This is a genomic window from uncultured Campylobacter sp. (genome assembly GCF_938017615.1).
Lineage (GTDB): Bacteria > Campylobacterota > Campylobacteria > Campylobacterales > Campylobacteraceae > Campylobacter_B.
Genome location: NZ_CALIJA010000194.1, coordinates 1 through 17,103, shown reverse-complemented (window position 1 = coordinate 17,103; position 17,103 = coordinate 1). Strand labels below are relative to the sequence as shown.

Genomic DNA, 17,103 nt, shown 5'->3' with positions numbered 1-17,103 from the left:
TTTATGCTTCAGGTTTTCTTGTTTTTTTGCCGCTTCTTGCTTATCTTTATTTTTTATATTCACTTTGCGTTGTGCTCTGCGCTTTGTGTAAAAGTTTAAGAGCTAAATTTGAGCTTTAAATTTAGGCCTTGCTAGCCTAGCAAACTCATTTTTACTCAACTTTAACGATTTTTTTTATAAAATCGCCTAAAATTTAACTAGGGATTTCATGAAAAACATTAGAAATTTTAGCATCATCGCTCATATAGACCACGGCAAAAGCACGCTTGCAGATCGTCTCATTCAGGAGTGTGGCGCCGTAAGCGACCGTGAGATGAGCTCGCAAATCATGGACACGATGGACATCGAAAAAGAGCGTGGCATCACGATCAAAGCCCAGTCTGTCCGCCTAAACTACGCACTAAATGGGCAAAATTTTGTTCTAAATTTGATAGACACCCCAGGACACGTTGATTTTAGCTACGAGGTAAGCCGTAGCCTAGCTAGTTGCGAGGGCGCGCTGCTAGTCGTGGATGCTAGCCAGGGCGTGGAGGCGCAAACCATCGCAAACGTCTATATCGCGCTACAGCACAACCTTGAAATCATCCCCGTGCTCAACAAAATCGATCTGCCCGCCGCCGATCCGCAGCGCGTAAAAGATGAGATCGAGCACGTCATTGGGCTTGATTGCAGCAGCGCGATCGAGGTCAGCGCCAAAACGGGCGTGGGTATCAAGGAGCTTTTAGAGGCGATAATCACTCGCATCCCCGCGCCCAAAACGGACGATGCCGCGCCGCTTAAGGCGCTCATCTACGACAGCTGGTTTGATAACTACCTAGGCGCGCTCGCGCTTGTGAGGCTCTACGACGGCGTGCTAAAAAAGGGCGACGAGGTCTATATTATGGGTAGCGAGAACCGCCACGAAGTGCTCGATCTGATGTATCCCAACCCGCTCGCGCCCGCCAAAACCCGCGAGCTTAGCAGCGGCGAAGTGGGCATCGTAGTAATGGGGCTAAAAAACGTCGCCGACGTGCAGGTGGGTGATACGATCACGCTTTTTAAAAAACGCGCCGCCGCGCCGGTGGGCGGATTTGAGAAGGCTAAGCCTTTCGTGTTTGCGGGCATATATCCCGTGCAGACCGATAAATTTGAAGATCTGCGCGACGCTTTGGATAAGCTCAGCCTAAACGACAGCTCGCTTAGCTACGAGCCTGAAACGTCGCTTGCGCTAGGATTTGGCTTTCGCGTCGGGTTTTTGGGGCTACTGCATATGGAGGTCGTGAAGGAGCGGCTCGAGCGCGAGTTTGATCTCGATCTCATCGCCACGGCGCCGACCGTCACATACGCCGTGTATCTCACGGACGGCTCGTGCGTGCGGATACACAGCCCCAGCGAGCTTCCCGCGCCAAATTTCATCGAGCGCATCGAGGAGCCCTACGTCAGAGCAACTATCATCACCCCGAGCGAGTTTTTGGGCAATCTCATTAGCCTTTTAAATTTACGCCGCGGCATCCAAACCAAGATGGACTACATCACGCCGGAGCGCGTCCTGCTCGAATACGACGTGCCGACAAACGAGATCATAATGGACTTTTACGACAAGCTCAAGTCCTGCACCAAGGGCTATGCGAGCTTTGATTACGAGCCGATCGATTATAGGCGCGGCGATCTAGTCAAGCTCGACATCCGCGTCGCCGGCGAAGCGGTCGATGCGCTCTCGATCATCGTGCCCGCCTCAAAGGCCGAATCCAAGGGGCGCGACCTCGTCAAAGCGATGAAGGAGATCGTGCCGCGGCAGCTTTTTGAGGTCGCGATCCAAGCAAGCATCGGCAATAAGATCATCGCTCGCGAAAACGTCCGCGCCATGGGCAAAAACGTGACTGCCAAGTGCTACGGCGGCGATATCACGCGCAAGCGCAAGCTGCTCGAGAAGCAAAAAGAGGGTAAGAAGCGCATGAAGGCGATCGGTAAGGTAAATCTGCCGAGCGAGGCGTTTTTGAGCGTGCTAAAGATCGACTAAATTTATCGCGCGGGTGATCTAAATTTCATCTTTTGCCGCGCTGTCGTAAAATTCGCTTTTAAATTTTGACGATCGCTCGGGCGGTTCAAATTTAGCGGCTCATCGTTCGGTATGAAATTTCGTCTTTAAATTTTACTATCTCAAGAGACGATCTAAATTTTATGACTGCACGGCTTTAACTATCGCTTGCCGCCTGAGCTGATACATTCGCTGTTGCGCGCCCGTTTTGCGCCGTTTTAAGCTCTAGCGTTCACTGCTCGGTTGTAGAATTCTGCCGCTCGCCGTTAGGCTAAAATTTTGCCTTTCAAATTCAACATCCCGCGAGCGGTTTAAATTTTTGCCGCCCGTTGATCGTTGCGGTCGCGTCCGCAGCTCGGCTACAAAATTTTTATCCCGATGGTGTCCGCTATGAAATTTTATCCGCTGCGACTTTATAAAATTTGATTAAATTTTGCCCGTCTTGCCGCATGAAATTTCCATAGTGCGAGTGTTTTATAGCAAAACGGCGTGCGCGGCGCATAATAGGGCGTGCCGATAAATCCAGCAAAAGCGCTAAATTTATCGGCGTAAAAAAAGGAGAAAAATGGAATTTTAGACCGCTTAGGCGTGGATAGGAGCAGCTTTACTGATCTATTTTCGGCATGTTTAGGCTGCGGCGCAAGGGTGCAAGAGATGGGCTCGAAGCTGATCACAAAGGGCAGGCGCCGGTCTGTGGATTTTGAGCGCGGTAAGACCCTCTCCGGCGATGATGCGCCGCGCGCCATCTGGTATATCGGTAGCGAAGCGAGCAGCAGCCGCACGTGGCTGTGGGGGTATGAGAACGTAAACCGCCTTGATGAGCGGCCACTTGCCCTTGCGCGAGATGTGCGCGACTTCGGCTTGCGGCACGGGCTAACGGAGCTTAGCACGCCTAAGCTTGCACTAAGCGAGGAGATAAACGGGCATACTCTAAGCGCGATCGCGTGCGGGCTATCGCAGGAGCCGTTATATTACTACCGCTGCCCGCACGCCGGCGGAGCGGTGTTTGTGGCGTTTGTGGCAGGCGAGTGCGTGGCGCCAGATGGTACGATCAGGCCCGGTAAGGACGCAAGCGAGCTCATCTCTTTGGCGCGCGATTACACAGGCGCGTTTCAGCTAAATCACGCCATTTTATCGGGGGCGCTTTTGCTTAGAAATGGCACGAAATTTAGCTAAGCAGCGGGCAAGATCGTAGCGAATTTTAAAAATGATACGCTCTTTTCGTTTGATAATTTGGGGCGGTTAAGCGAGGTGGAGTTCGCCGTATAGGGCTGCAAATATTGCGGCAAGCATCTGCGGCTTTGAAATTTACGCCGTGAAATTCTGCTTCGTAAATTTTATATCGTAGAATTTTGCGCCTCGGAATTTCGCTCTGTAAAATTTAGACTGCGAAACTCCGTCGCGTGGAATTTGCCTTAAAATTTTGCGTCGTAAAATTCTGCTACTCTATCCGCGCTCAAGCCTTTAAATTTTAAACCAAAATCAGCCGCCGTCGATGTCGAAGTCAAGATGCTCTTTGAAGTAAGCGCGCAGCCTGCGGCGGTCGTTGCGGCCGGGCGTGATCGCAAACCACAGCACGCGGTCGTTCAGATCCTTGCCGCGGATCAGCACGGTGTCGCGCAGCAAGATGTCGTGAAAGTCGCCGTTTAGCCGCCACGACGAAAGCGCCTTGGCGAAGATAAAGATCACGACGCCCACGACCATTATCACGAACGCCATCCCCACACGCTCGCTCATGGCGATACCGACTAGCCACAGCGCGATGATCGATCCGATTCCAAATGTGAAGAACTGCTCGTATTTTACGTAGCGGGAGTGGCTAAGCGCCGTGTAGCCGGTGCAGGTGCGCAAAAAGCCTGGCGTGAGCCTAACGTAGTCGATATTAAAGAGCAGAATTTCGCTCTTGCGCTCGTTTGAAACGAAGGTGATCGCATGGTCGCTAAATTTAAACAGCCCGCCGCCATCGCGCCCTTGATACCAAGCTACGCCTGCGATCAAAAGTCCTAAAATCCCGCCTCCGCCGCGACCGCGTCCGTTTCCTAAAAAAAATTCATCTAAATCAAGCCCGGCCGACACGCCGTAAAAAAATATAAAGACCATCATCGCAATGACGAAGATCACGATGAAGGAGTTGTCGTTTTTGACGCTAAATCCGCCTGCGCTCGTGGTTCGTGCGCTGCGGTTGCGAAGGGCGGCTTTGTAGTCTTTGGTGCTAAAAGTAGGCATATAGCCTCCTTTCTTTCGGGCTTGCGAAACTCTTTTGCGCTTTCAAAGCCCGTTTAAAACGGCGTAATTTTATAAAATTTCAGATCAAATTCGGATTAAATTTTAAATTTGAAGAGGCTTTGAAATTTAAATGGGTTGCAAATTTAAAGGATTTGAAATTTAGCCGCCCAGCTACGCTTAAAATTTACGCTTTCGCTTAAATTTATCAAAATTTAAACGCATAGTGGCACCGAAAGATCGTAAATTTAGCCCGGGCTAAACCCCATTTTTGTATAATTTCATGAAATTTTAAAGGATAGAAAATGAAAAAATTTTTTGCTTTGCTTCTTGCGGCGCTATTCTTTGTTGGTTGCGGGCAGTCTCAACCGAAAGTGCCGATCGCAAGCGCGTATAAATTCAAGGGGATTACCTACCAACACTTCCAAAACCATAATCCGAAAAAATTTGTCTATCAATCGCCGGAAGCGGTCGAGAAAAAGTATAACGAGCAGCTTTTAGCGGCGTTAAAGGAGGCGAACCTACTGGATCAAAACTCTACCGACGAGCTTAAAATTACAATAAAGCACCACAGGGGCTTTACGGGCGAAGCTACTCCGTTTCCTAGCGATAGAATCGGTGGCATAGAGTTTATTTATGAGGTTAAACTAGTAAGAAACGGTCAAATTTTAAGAAGTTACGTGCAAAATGACATCGAGCATTACGATCCGGGATTTTTCGGCAATATGAAAACCATAGCGTTGCAAAATACGGATGATAGCTATGAAAATGCCGCAATTACGGCTCTTGTCAAGCATTTAATGGAGATCATAAAGAGCTTTTAGTGGCTCAAGGGCTTTACATCGCAAACTAAACTGCAGTAAAATTTTAAAACACGACTGGCTGGCGTATGTGGCGGTTCGCATGATCTAAACCATCATAAATAGTTTTCGACGTCTTGCGGACTTCTAAATAGCGGAATTTTAAAAAATCGCTGCGAGCTTGAGCGGTAAAATTTAAAGAAGCGGATTGCTTGAGGGCTACCGACATATCGATAGCTCCTCGCCAATGAAGCGGCGAACGCTTGGGAAAACGGCATTTAAGTCCTCACAATGCTCTAAAATATAAAGAATTTCGGCACTAAATTTAAATGCGATCGGCGGGCGCATGCTTGCCAGTGCGGGCTGCGGATTTTGCGGCGAAATTTAAAACGTAGTTTTGCACGATTTAGAGGATGAGAGTTTTGCAGAAGCGCAGCTGCATATACAGACGCGAATGCGCGGCAAATTATTATAAATTTAAAGCGTAGCGGCGCTGCGCGATCTCATCAAATATGCAGAAAATTTTACGACAAATTTAAAACGCAGTCTAGCAGAGTTAATACGGCGGATTAAAATGCGACTTGCAGCGGTTAGTGCGGTAAATTTGCTCTGTGGTTACAGTTAAATTTTTCCGCCACGCGGAGTAAATACCGCGCAGAGGTTAAATTTGCCGCGTAGAAGCTAAATTTCGCGTCGCAGTTAAATCGACAATAGTCAAATCACAGCGAGCTAAAACGCTGTAAATTTAGAGCTCGCAGGCATAAGTGCTTTATTTGCGGCTGAGCCGCGATCTTTTATTATAAGATGCCTATTGTTCGCATTCCTGCGGCTGTTTAAAACAAACCGCACGACGCTTTAAATTTTAAAATTTTATTTGAATAAGCTGTTTACGCTCTCGTCGTGATATACGCGCCTGATGACCTCGCCGAAGAGTGGAGCGACGCTGATTACCTTGATGCGGTCGCTTTCCTGCTTTAGCGGGATCGTGTCGGTCACGACTAGGCCGTCCAGTGCGCCGCTTTCGATGCGCTCGTATGCCGGGCCGCTTAGCACGGCGTGCGTGCAAAACGCGCTGACGCTCTTCGCGCCCCGTTCCTTAAACGCGCCCGCGGCCTTGACGATAGTGCCCGCGGTATCGATCATATCGTCGATTAGGATCACGTCCTTGCCCGCGACGTCGCCGATGATATTCATCACCTCGCTTTTGTTCGCCTCCTCGCGGCGCTTATCGACGATCACCAGATCGAGCGAGAGCTTTTTAGCGAAGCTTCTGGCGCGCGCGACGCCGCCCACGTCGGGGCTGGCGATGATCGGATTTTTTAAATTTTTCTCTTTCAGATAATCCAAAAATATCAGCGAGCCGTAGAGGTTATCGACGGGCACGTCGAAAAAGCCCTGTATCTGCCCCGCGTGCAGATCCATCGTGACGACGCGGTCGATCCCCGCCGTCTGCATCATATTTGCCACGAGCTTCGCGCTAATCGGCACGCGCGGAGCTGCCTTGCGGTCTTGGCGAGCGTAGCCGAAGTAGGGCACGACCGCCGTGATCGAGTTCGCGCTGGAGCGCTTCAGCGCGTCGGTTAGGATCAGAAGCTCCATCAGATTGGAGTTTGCGGGCGCGCAGGTCGGTTGGATGACGAAGACGTCCTTGCCGCGCACGCTCTCGCCGATCTGGACGCTGATTTCGCCGTCGCTGAAGGTTTTGATCGCGCACTCGCTAAGCGGCAGCGAGAGATATTTGGAGATTTTTTTGGCAAATTCGGGATTTGCGGTGCCGGAGAAAATTTTATATCCGCGCATTTTAATGACCTTTGGATTGAAATTTGCTCGAATTCTACACCAAAAGCGCTAAATTTTAGCTAATTCGCCCGCCGCGCCCGCGTAAAATTCATAAGCGAGCATCGCGGACAGCAGCCCGTTTGCGAGATAAATTTTTTAAAATTTCAGGGCGACTCGACTCGCCGCGGTTTTACCCTGGCGAAATTCGGCTTTGACTTACGGCACCCGCGAGCGATCGTAGCCTGCGTTTTTGCACGAGCAGCCGCGCAGATTGCCGGCAAAATCGTATAGCAAAGTTTGATGAAAGTTTGAAAAAAGGGGCACGGCTAAAATCGTATCGCGGAGGGCAGGGCGCCGGGTAGCGCGGGATTTTATCTTTGCGATACAGACGCACAAAATTTTATCTTTGAACTGCGGAGAGTGCGTTTAAATTTGGATTTTGAGCTCGCACGGGACAGACTGCGTGGATACTTGCAGCGCTAAATTTAGACTGTCGCGGCATATAAATCTTAGATTTCTTAGGCGGTTAAATTTAAAATGCGCTTTGCTTTGGCGAAAATTTAAAGCTCGCTTTGACGATCAAATTTAAAAGTTCGCTCTTTGGAGCTTGATTGTGCGCCGCGAAATTTAAAATTTATCGTGCGAGCTCCATTCACCGCTTAAATTTAGATACGCTTTTGCACGTTTAAATTTTAAAATCGCACGGAGGCAAATTTAATCCGCATAAAGCGTTATTCTGTGATTTTGGTGGGCTCGCCAAAGAGTCTATTCATCTCGGAGATCAAAATTTCCTTGCCGTCCTGCGCGCCGTTTGCGAGCTCGGCGAGGCCTGCCTTGGCGGCGCGCACGCTCTTGCTCGTATCGCGGGGCTTTGCGGCGTAGTTTTGCGGATCGGTGGATCTTAACAGATCGTCTTTCTCCCCGCCGTCATCTCCTGAAGAAATTTCAGAATTTTGCAGCTTGGAATTTGAAGCGGAATTTTGCGAATTGGAATTCGTCGCGGAATTTCGCTGTGCAGAATTTTGCATCGTAGAATTTTTCAAATTTTGCTGCTTGGAATTTCTTGCCGCATCCGTTTGCAATTTTGCGGCTTGCGCCTTATTTGCGGCGGAATTTATTTGCGGTGCACAGCTCTGCTCGCTCTCTTGCGCGCCGGTTAAATTCCTATGATCTTGCTCGCCCGTTTGCGTAGATTCGGGATTTTCTTGCATGCTGCTAGAGGTGGGGCTTTCAGTAAAATTTTGCGACGCGGAATTTACAGGGCTTTGTGAGGTCGAATTTCTCGGGCGCGCAGTATTGGCGCTGGATTCGGAAGTCGCGCCTTGCGTAGAATTCTTGCTTTGTGTAGCGGTTGTACCACCTGCGGAATTCCGATCGCGCTTGCTTTGGGCGGGATCATCGCCGTTTTGTGGCGCGCTTTGCTCGATTTTTATTTTTGTGCTCTCGCCGAAAAGCGATTTTAGCACGCTATTTATCGCTCGTGAGCCCTTGCGCAGGTACTCTCTGTCCTGCCCCTGCGCGCGCGAGAGCAGATACAGCGTGCCGCACTCGAACTTTAAAAATTCCACGCACTTGCTAAATTTCTCGCCCAGATCGTAATCGCGGTCGTAAATTTTGGCTAAAAAATTCTCGTAAATTTCATTTTGAGCGCCCGTTTTGATGGAAGAGTTAGAATTTTGCGTCTGCGCCACCGTGCCAGGTTTGATCTCGCCGCCCGCGTCAGGGCTCTGTTTTGCCGCACCGGAGTTTTGTGTCGAGCTTGCGGGACGTTTTGCGCTCGCAGTAAAGCTCGGCACTCCGTTTGTCGCGCTACCCTGGTCGCTCGGTGCAAAAGCCGCGCCGCCTGGCTCACTATTTGGCGCAAATGACGCGCTTTGATTGGAATTCGATCTAAAATTCAGCGCAGAGCTTTGCGCGTTTAAATTAGGCGCCGAAGCGGAAGCATAGCCCTCGCCTTGATCCAGCGATCTGCCGACCTCGATCAGCTCGTCGATCTCGCGCAGATTGACCGCCTCCATCATCATAAAAATCATCATAGAAATCGCGTAGGTGTTGTCGGGGCTGATGGCGAGCATGCTCTTAGCGCCCGCTAAAATGCGGAAAAACCGCTCATACATCAGCAGGCTAAATTTCGCGTCGCGGCGCAGGAATTTATCCTTTAAATTTGCGATCATCTCGTCGATTATCGTCTCGGCGTTGTAGTTTTCGACCTCTTTGATGATCTCGATCGCGCCCGCACGGTCTTGGCGCAGCACTACGTCTAAAATTTCGCCAATTTTGGCGGGATCGAGCAGGCCTAGCATATCGGCGATCGCACGCTCGGTGATACCTTCGCGGCTAAAGATAATCGCCTGATCGAGGAGCGTGAGCGTGTCTCGTAGCGAGCCCGAGCCGCTGCGCGCTAGAATTTCGAGCGCGCCCTCTTCGTAAGCGATGTTTTCGGTTTTTAAAATTTGCTCTAGATGCGCTACGACGGCGCTTTTGGCGATCGGCTTAAAGCGAAAGTGCTGCGTGCGCGATAGAACCGTGACGGGAAGCTTGAGCGGATCGGTGGTCGCAAGGATAAATTTTACGTAGCTAGGCGGCTCCTCAAGCGTCTTTAAAAGCGCGTTGGAAGCCTCTTTGGTGAGCATATGCACCTCGTCGATGATGAAAATTTTAAAGCGCGCGCTTGCGGGATGATACTTCGTCTGCTCGATGAGCTCGCGAATATCGTCGATCTTGCGGTGGCTGGCGGCGTCCATCTCGATGATGTCGATGTGGCGCCCCTCGTTTGCCATTACGCAGTTATCGCAGAGCTCGCACGGCTTGCCGGTGGGGCCTTTGTCGCATAAAAGCGCTTTGGCAAAAATCCTAGCCGTCGAGGTTTTGCCGCTGCCGCGAAGTCCGCTGAAAAGATATGCGTGGCTCAGCCTGCCCGAATCCAGCGCGTGCGCGAGGCTTTTGGCGACGGCGTCTTGACCGATGAGCTGATCGAAGCTTTTGGGTCTGTATTTTAAAGCGAGTGCTTGCAAAATTTCTCCTTTGATCTCGCAATGATACAAAAAAATCTATAAATTTTAAATTTAGTGCTACAATGCGCCCGAATTTCAGAAAAAGGATAAAAATGAAAAAATTTTTAATCGGCGTATTTGCGCTATTTTTTGTCGCTTGCTCGCAAACCAGCAGCGTCATCAGCTTAAATCCGTATCTTTCTAAGGCCGATCAGACCGTAAGCGGCAAGTCGGTAAATATCAACGCGATCAACGATCAGCGCGAAAATCAGATGGTAATCGCCGTCATCAACGATAATAACGGCAAGCTGGTCGATGAGGTACTTTTAAAAAACAATCTCTCGGCGTGGTTCGACAAAGCTTTACGCGCGGAGCTTGAGGCTCGCGGCGTAAAGATCGATCCGGCAAGCCCGAATATCGTAACCGTAAACATTAGAAGCATCTCGGCGGCGATCAACGGCTACTCGAAGGAAAATATGAGCGCAAGAGGCGAGGTCGCGATCTCTATCGTGCAGGGCAACAAAACTACGACCAAGCGCGTTTCGCAGGATCAGAGCCAATTTACGGCGCTTCGCACGGCTAGATCGCTTAATCCTTTCGTGCAAAGCTTGCTTGGCGACATCGTCAAAAAATCTGCCGATCAAATCATCTCTACGCTTTAGATGCGCTGCGTAAATTGCGGCGCGTTTAGCCTGCGCACGATCTGCGCCGCCTGCGCCGCAAATTTAGCCGAATGCCGCCTAGGTATGCGGCAGGTGGAGGGCTTTAGCGTATTTTACTACTACGGCTACTCCGAAATTCGAGAGCTTATACTTTCTAAACATCACGAATACGGCGCTGCAGTGCTTGCGCGCATAGCCTCTTTAAGCTTAGCGAAATTCCCGCTTCATCTGCAGCGCGAAATTTCTGCAAATCCGCAAAATTACGAAACGTTTAAAACGGACGGGATTTTTAAATTTAACGCCGTGCCGCTGGATGATGACGCTCGCAGCGGCTATTCGCACACGGCGATCCTAGCTCGCGCGCTAAAAAGCGAACTCGTGGAGCCAAAATTTCACTGCCTGCGCGCGCAAAACCGCGTCAAATACACGGGGCAGAGTTTGGAATTTCGCCTAAAACACAAGCGAAATTTTAAAATTTTAACCCTGCCGAAATTCCCCGTGATCCTAGTAGACGACATCATCACCTCGGGTCTTAGCATGCTGCAAGCGCGCGAGAGCTTGATCGATGGCGGCTTTATGCCCGTGTGCGGCTTGGTTTTAGCTAATGCAAAAGAATAATTCGCTATAATCGCTCGTTAAATTTTAAAAGGATATTTATGCAATCAAATATGTTTGAAAATCAGGAGATCATCGATATCGACGTCGAAGAATCGATCAAGACGAGCTATCTTGATTACTCGATGAGCGTTATCATCGGTCGTGCGCTGCCGGACGCCAGAGACGGCCTAAAGCCGGTGCATAGGCGAATTTTATACGCGATGAACGATCTTGGCGTGGGCTCTCGCCAGCCATACAAAAAATCCGCCCGTATCGTAGGAGACGTTATCGGTAAATACCATCCGCACGGCGATACCGCCGTTTATGATGCGCTCGTGCGAATGGCGCAGAGCTTTTCGATGAGAATTCCTTCCGTGGACGGGCAGGGTAACTTCGGATCGATCGACGGCGACGGCGCGGCGGCGATGAGGTATACCGAAGCGCGTATGACGCCGCTAGCCGAAGAGCTGCTAAAAGACCTGGATAAAGAGACGGTCGATTTCGTGCCGAACTACGACGAGAGCCTGAACGAGCCCGACGTCCTGCCTGCGCGCGTGCCGAATTTACTGCTTAACGGCTCAAGCGGAATCGCCGTAGGAATGGCGACGAATATCCCGCCGCACAGCCTAGATGAGCTTGTGGGCGGTCTTTTGATACTGCTTGAGAATAAAAACGCAAGCCTAGAGGAGATCATGGGCGAGATCAAGGGTCCCGATTTTCCGACCGGTGGCATCATCTACGGCAAAAAAGGGATCATCGAGGCGTATAAAACGGGCAGAGGGCGCGTTAAAATTCGTGCCAAAACCCATATCGAAAAAAAGGCTAGTAAAGACGTCATCGTAATCGACGAGCTGCCGTATCAGACCAATAAAGCGCGCCTGATCGAGCAGATCGCAGATCTCGTAAAAGAAAAGCAGATCGAGGGCATCTCCGAAGTGCGCGACGAGAGCGATCGCGACGGAATTCGCGTAGTAATCGAGCTTAAGCGCGACGCGATGAGCGAGATCGTGCTGAATAATCTATTTAAGCAAACCACGATGGAGGCGACCTTCGGCGTGATAATGCTCGCAATCGACGGCAAAGAGCCGAAGATTTTTACGCTGATAGAGCTTTTGAAACTGTTTTTGAACCACAGAAAAACCGTCATCATCCGCCGCACGATTTTTGAGCTTCAAAAAGCGCGCGCTAGAGCGCACATCTTAGAGGGCTTGAAGATTGCGCTAGATAATATCGACGAAGTGATTGATGTGATTAGAAACTCCGCCGATACCAACGTCGCGCGCGAAAATTTAATGAGCAGATTCGGCCTCAGCGAGGCGCAATCGGGCGCGATTTTGGATATGAGGCTAAGCCGCCTAACGGGACTTGAGCGTGAAAAGATCGAGGAGGAGCTAAAAGAAATTTTAGCCGAGATAAAGCGGCTTGACGCGATCCTAAAGAGCGAGGAGCTGATCGAGGGGATCATCAAAGATGAGCTTTTAGAGATCAAGGATAAATTTAAATGCCCGCGCATCACCGAAATCGTCGATGACTACGAGGATATCGACATAGAAGATCTAATCGCGAATGAAAATATGGTCGTTACGATCACTCACCGCGGCTACATCAAGCGCGTGCCTAGCAAGACCTACGAGAAGCAAAAGCGCGGCGGCAAGGGGCGCGTGGCGGTCACGACGTATGATGACGACTTCATCGAGAGCTTTTTTACGTCCAACACCCACGATACGCTTATGTTTATCACCGACCGCGGGCAGCTTTACTGGCTTAAGGTCTATAAAATCCCGGAGGGCTCGCGCACCGCAAAGGGCAAGGCGGTAGTAAATTTAATCCAGCTCGGCGCGGACGAAAAGATCATGGCGATTATCCCTACGACCGATTTTGATCCGAGTAAGTCGCTCGTATTTTTCACTCGCAACGGCATCGTAAAACGCACGAATTTAAGCGAGTTTAAAAACATCCGTTCGCTCGGCATCCGCGCTATCAGCCTAGATGAGGACGATACTCTAGTAACCGCTCTCATCGCTCCAAACAGCGCCGATGAGATGCAAAACTATAAGGGAGGCACTCTAAGCGGCGACGATCTGGACGGCGGCGAAATTCTAGAGCAGACTGAGCAGGATATTTTGGAGGGAAGTGAGGATGAAATTTCAGATGAAATTTCGCAAGGCGAGGGCGCGCAAGAGGGCGAGCCGCAAAGCGCCAACGAAAATATGCTCTTCATCGCTACGAAAAAGGGAATGTGCCTTAAATTTAATCTAAATAAAATTCGCCAGATGGGGCGCATCGCTCGTGGCGTAAAGGGGATTAAATTTAAAGAAAAAGGCGACGAGGTTATCGGTGCTGCGTTTATTTTAAGCGACATGCAAGAAATTTTAAGCGTGAGCCAAAAGGGTATCGGCAAGCGCACGACCGCGAGCGAGTATCGCCTCACAAACCGCGGCGGCAAGGGCGTCATCTGCATGAAGCTCACCAACCGCACGGGCGAGCTCATCGGCGTCGTGATGGTCGATGAGGAGATGGATCTTATGGCGCTTACTACGAGCGGCAAGATGATCCGCGTGGATATGCAAAGCATCCGCAAAGCGGGCCGCAACACCAGCGGCGTCATCGTCGTAAATGTCGAGGGCGACGACGTCGTGAGCATCGCGACCTGCCCGAAAGCTGAGGAGGGCGACGAGGGCGAAGCGGACGAGCTTGCGCAGGATGAAAATTTATTAAATTCAAATTTGGATAGTAAAAATTCGCAGAGCGACGGCCCTAGCGATGAAATTTTAAAAGGAGGAGAGGATGAGTAGTTACAATATCGCCATCGTAGGCGCTACCGGCGCCGTAGGCGAGGAGATTTTGCGCGTCTTAGACGAGATGAACTTCCCCGTAAAGGACATACTGCCGCTTGCAAGCGCAAAGAGCGCGGGCGAGAAGGTGGAATTCCGCGGCAAAGAATACGTCGTGAGGGAGCTAACGGACAGCACCTTCGACGAAAACGAGATTGACATCGCATTTTTTAGCGCGGGTGGCTCTATTTCGGCGCATTACGTGCCATTTGCTGCGGCAAGCGGCGCAGTGGTGATAGATAACACGAGCCACTTTCGTATGCAAGAAAATGTCCCGCTCGTAGTGCCCGAGTGTAATCCTCAGGATATAAAGCTATGGGAAGAGACAGGCATCATCGCTAATCCAAACTGCTCAACTATCCAGATGGTTCAAATTCTTAAGCCGCTTGATGACGCGTTTGATATCGAGCGCGTAGATGTAAGCACCTACCAGGCGACGAGCGGTGCAGGTAAAGAGGGTATGAGCGAGCTTGTAGAGCAGTTACAGCAGTTTTTCGCTTTTAAGCTTGATGAGTGCGAGCCGAAGGTTTTCCCGCATCAGATCGCGATGAATGTCATCCCGCACATCGACGTGTTTTTGGACAACGACTACACCAAAGAAGAGATGAAGATGGTGAACGAAACGCAGAAAATTTTGCATAAAAACTTCGCCGTTTCGGCTACCTGCGTGCGCGTGCCGGTACTTCGCAGCCACAGCGAGGCGATCACGATTAAATTTAAAAAGGATTTCGAGATTAGCCGCGTGCGCGAAATTTTAAGAAACGCGCCTAGTATCGTGCTCGTAGACGATCCGAGCAAAAAGCAATACCCGATGCCGCTGCTTTCGAGCGATACGAACGAAACCTACGTCGGCAGGCTTCGCAGGGACAATTTCGACGATAAAATTCTGCATCTTTGGTGCAGCGCCGATCAAATCCGCGTCGGAGCGGCTACAAACGCCGTGCGCATCGCGCTTCGCTGGATAGATATGCAGCAAGACAAGTAAGATAAATTTAGCAGAGTTGCCGAGACTTTGTGCGCGGATACGGTTGCGCGCGCGGTTTCGGCGCCGAGGTCTGGCGAATAAAATTTGCAAATCAGCCTAGTTAAAATTTAACGCCGCGAGCTGAAATTTTGCGCCTTTAATCGGGCGCAAAATTTTAAAGACTCAAACGGGCGCGATCAAAAGAGATAAATTTACGCGATTGTAAACGAGCGTAAATTTAAAAGGGCGCTTCGGCATAGAGCGGCTTTTAAATTTATACATTCGTTTGCGGAGCGGCTAATCTCGAATTAAAATTTAAGGAAGAAATGAAAGCTATATTTGAAAAATTTTTGCTTTGCAGCAAGTCTCTAACGCTTCTGCCTGTTATTTTTTGTGTTGCGGCTAGTGCGACGATATTTGTGATGGCAAGCTACGAAATCTGCTCGGCGCTTTATAAAATCGTGGAATTTTTCCTAGCCCCGCAGAGCGAGCGAGCGCTTTATATTGGCATTTTAAGCGAAATAATAACGGCGATCGATCTGTATCTGGTCGCCATCGTGCTGCTAATCTTCGTATTTGGAATTTATGAGCTGTTTATTGACGAGTTTGTGGATCTAAATTTACAAGTTTTAAAGATCGCCTCGCTGGATGAGCTGAAGCACAAACTCGGTAGCGTCATCATAATGGTGCTCGTAGTGGATTTCTTTAAGCGAATTTTACACACCGATTTTACTACCCCTTTGGATATGATTTTGCTAGCAGGGGCTATCTTTGCGGTTTGTTTGGCTTTGTATATTTTGAGTAAATTTAAAGGATAAAAATGGTTTTCATCGACGCATGCTTCGGCAAAGAGACCCCATACACGCCCATTTGGATGATGCGCCAAGCGGGGCGCTACCTGCCGCAATACATGGCGGTGCGCGAGAGGGCAGGCGATTTTTTGAGCCTGTGTCGCGACTATCGCGCTGCTAGCGAGGTGACGATCCAACCCGTGGAGATTTTGGGCGTCGATGCGGCGATACTTTTTAGCGATATCTTGGTCGTGCCGATGCAGATGGGGATGGATCTGCGCTTCGAAGCGGGCGAAGGGCCGCGCTTTAGAGGTCCGATCCGCTCTCAGAGCGATCTGGCGCGCCTTGATCCGCAAAAGGCCGCGGCGGAGCTCGGATACGTTTATGATACGATCTCGCTTACTCGCTCTCGCCTTGCCGCGGATAAAGCGCTCATCGGCTTTTGCGGCGCGCCGTGGACGATCGCTACTTATATGATCGAGGGCGGCAGCAGCAAAAATTACGCCGTTTGCAAAAGGATGCTCTACGAAAATCCGCAGCTTTTGCATGAAATTTTGCGCCTCGTTACGGAGGCGACGAAGCTTTATCTGGCGCGCCAAATCGACTCGGGCGTCAATGCGGTGCAGATTTTTGATAGCTGGGCGGGCGCGCTGGAGCCGAGCGCATACGAGGAGTTTGGCTGGCGATACATCCTAGAAATCACGGAATTTTTAAAGGCGAAATTCCCGCATATCCCGCTCATCGTCTTTGCCAAAGGCACGGGCGCGCAGATGTCGCGGCTGAGTGGTATCGCGGAGCAGCGAGGTGAAGCGAGCTTTGACGTATGGGGCGTGGATTGGAGCACTCCTATGGGGCTTGCGCGCGAGCAGCTCGGGGGCAAATTTGCGCTTCAAGGCAACCTGGAGCCGATGCGGCTATACGACCGCGGCGCGATAGAATCGGGCGTGCGCGAGATTTTAACGGCGATGAAGGGTGCCGCGCATATCTTTAATCTAGGGCATGGAATTTTGCCCGACGTAAGCGTGCAAAACGCCAAATATCTGGTGGATCTGGTGCACGAGCTAAGCGCGCGCTAAAACCTGATTTTGCGATAGCCTGCTTGCGGCGCGCCGCTGTGAAATTTTATAAAACCGTAATTTAAAATTTCGCTCGCTTGAGTCACTTGATTTACTTCTGTGCATTTTTTCCGCTGCCCATAAATTTTAATTTTGCACCGCTTTCACGCTGCCAAAACAGCTGCGGAACGCAAAGCTTTAAATTTTAAAATTCTGCGCCGTTTTGCGCGGTGGTATCGCTAAATTTTAAAATTTAGCCGAAATTTGAAATTTTATGCCGCTTTTACATCGAGTGAGGCTTAAAATTTTACGCGCTATGTATGCGGCGGCGTAAAATACCGCGAGTTCGCGAGTTTAAATTTAGCCGCACATTAAATTTTTATGACTC

Annotated in this window: 12 protein-coding genes; 9 read left to right on the top strand and 3 right to left on the bottom strand. The window is 50.1% G+C overall.

Translation table 11 applies throughout. The annotated features are described in order from the left end of the window. Nucleotides 1–208 precede the first annotated feature (208 nt). Both lepA and Q0620_RS09860 read left to right on the top strand, forming a co-directional pair. Nucleotides 209–1,999 carry a translation elongation factor 4 gene (lepA, locus tag Q0620_RS09865; RefSeq protein ID WP_298784886.1) on the top strand — a complete coding sequence of 597 codons (1,791 nt, stop codon included), beginning with the start codon at nucleotides 209–211 and terminating at the stop codon, nucleotides 1,997–1,999. A gap of 606 nt (nucleotides 2,000–2,605) precedes the next feature. Continuing rightward, complete coding sequence (locus Q0620_RS09860; RefSeq protein ID WP_298784884.1) at nucleotides 2,606–3,193, top strand: DUF6882 domain-containing protein; 588 nt, start codon at nucleotides 2,606–2,608, stop codon at nucleotides 3,191–3,193. Between the two features lie 306 nt (nucleotides 3,194–3,499). Here Q0620_RS09860 and Q0620_RS09855 read toward each other — a convergent pair whose 3' ends face one another. Next, nucleotides 3,500–4,243 carry a hypothetical protein gene (locus Q0620_RS09855; protein ID WP_298784882.1) on the bottom strand — a complete coding sequence of 248 codons (744 nt, stop codon included), beginning with the start codon at nucleotides 4,241–4,243 and terminating at the stop codon, nucleotides 3,500–3,502. 302 nt (nucleotides 4,244–4,545) lie between these two features. Here Q0620_RS09855 and Q0620_RS09850 point away from each other — a divergent pair, with 302 nt between their 5' ends. Next, nucleotides 4,546–5,064, top strand: a complete 519-nt coding sequence (locus Q0620_RS09850; protein WP_298062025.1) for a hypothetical protein — start codon at nucleotides 4,546–4,548, stop codon at nucleotides 5,062–5,064. An 846-nt stretch (nucleotides 5,065–5,910) separates the two neighbouring features. On the opposite strand, the gene Q0620_RS09845 is transcribed toward Q0620_RS09850, so the two are convergent. Further along, on the bottom strand, nucleotides 5,911–6,840 hold the full coding sequence (locus Q0620_RS09845) for a ribose-phosphate pyrophosphokinase (RefSeq protein WP_298784880.1): 930 nt from the start codon (nucleotides 6,838–6,840) through the stop codon (nucleotides 5,911–5,913). 710 nt (nucleotides 6,841–7,550) lie between these two features. Next, nucleotides 7,551–9,833 carry a DNA polymerase III subunit gamma/tau gene (locus Q0620_RS09840; RefSeq protein ID WP_298784877.1) on the bottom strand — a complete coding sequence of 761 codons (2,283 nt, stop codon included), beginning with the start codon at nucleotides 9,831–9,833 and terminating at the stop codon, nucleotides 7,551–7,553. A 92-nt stretch (nucleotides 9,834–9,925) separates the two neighbouring features. Between Q0620_RS09840 and Q0620_RS09835 the strand changes: the two genes are divergently transcribed. The 6 genes from Q0620_RS09835 (at nucleotide 9,926) to hemE (ending at nucleotide 16,736) form a co-directional block, all read left to right on the top strand. Beyond that, nucleotides 9,926–10,474, top strand: a complete 549-nt coding sequence (locus tag Q0620_RS09835; RefSeq protein ID WP_297941485.1) for a YajG family lipoprotein — start codon at nucleotides 9,926–9,928, stop codon at nucleotides 10,472–10,474. After that, entirely contained in the window at nucleotides 10,475–11,092 is a 618-nt protein-coding gene (locus Q0620_RS09830) for a ComF family protein (RefSeq protein WP_298784875.1), read from the top strand. A gap of 50 nt (nucleotides 11,093–11,142) precedes the next feature. After that, the gene (gyrA, locus tag Q0620_RS09825; RefSeq protein ID WP_298784889.1) at nucleotides 11,143–13,866 is read left to right on the top strand and encodes a DNA gyrase subunit A; all 2,724 of its coding nucleotides are present in this window, start codon (nucleotides 11,143–11,145) and stop codon (nucleotides 13,864–13,866) included. Further along, nucleotides 13,859–14,890 (top strand): aspartate-semialdehyde dehydrogenase, encoded by a 1,032-nt coding sequence (locus Q0620_RS09820; RefSeq protein WP_298784874.1) that lies wholly within the window; start codon nucleotides 13,859–13,861, stop codon nucleotides 14,888–14,890. The genes gyrA and Q0620_RS09820 overlap by 8 nt, the downstream gene beginning before the upstream one ends. Before the next feature lie 305 nt (nucleotides 14,891–15,195). Then, on the top strand, nucleotides 15,196–15,687 hold the full coding sequence (locus Q0620_RS09815; RefSeq protein ID WP_298784872.1) for a YqhA family protein: 492 nt from the start codon (nucleotides 15,196–15,198) through the stop codon (nucleotides 15,685–15,687). Between the two features lie 2 nt (nucleotides 15,688–15,689). Next, a complete protein-coding gene (hemE, locus tag Q0620_RS09810; RefSeq protein WP_298784870.1) occupies nucleotides 15,690–16,736 on the top strand; it encodes a uroporphyrinogen decarboxylase in 1,047 nt (348 codons plus the stop codon). Nucleotides 16,737–17,103 lie beyond the last annotated feature (367 nt).

Coding starts and splice junctions, on each gene's coding strand:
- lepA (WP_298784886.1), top strand. CDS start 209: ATGAAAAACATTAGAAATTTTAGCATCATCGCTCATATAGACCACGGC.
- Q0620_RS09855 (WP_298784882.1), bottom strand. CDS start 4,243: ATGCCTACTTTTAGCACCAAAGACTACAAAGCCGCCCTTCGCAACCGC.
- Q0620_RS09850 (WP_298062025.1), top strand. CDS start 4,546: ATGAAAAAATTTTTTGCTTTGCTTCTTGCGGCGCTATTCTTTGTTGGT.
- Q0620_RS09845 (WP_298784880.1), bottom strand. CDS start 6,840: ATGCGCGGATATAAAATTTTCTCCGGCACCGCAAATCCCGAATTTGCC.
- Q0620_RS09835 (WP_297941485.1), top strand. CDS start 9,926: ATGAAAAAATTTTTAATCGGCGTATTTGCGCTATTTTTTGTCGCTTGC.
- Q0620_RS09830 (WP_298784875.1), top strand. CDS start 10,475: ATGCGCTGCGTAAATTGCGGCGCGTTTAGCCTGCGCACGATCTGCGCC.
- gyrA (WP_298784889.1), top strand. CDS start 11,143: ATGTTTGAAAATCAGGAGATCATCGATATCGACGTCGAAGAATCGATC.
- Q0620_RS09820 (WP_298784874.1), top strand. CDS start 13,859: ATGAGTAGTTACAATATCGCCATCGTAGGCGCTACCGGCGCCGTAGGC.
- Q0620_RS09815 (WP_298784872.1), top strand. CDS start 15,196: ATGAAAGCTATATTTGAAAAATTTTTGCTTTGCAGCAAGTCTCTAACG.
- hemE (WP_298784870.1), top strand. CDS start 15,690: ATGGTTTTCATCGACGCATGCTTCGGCAAAGAGACCCCATACACGCCC.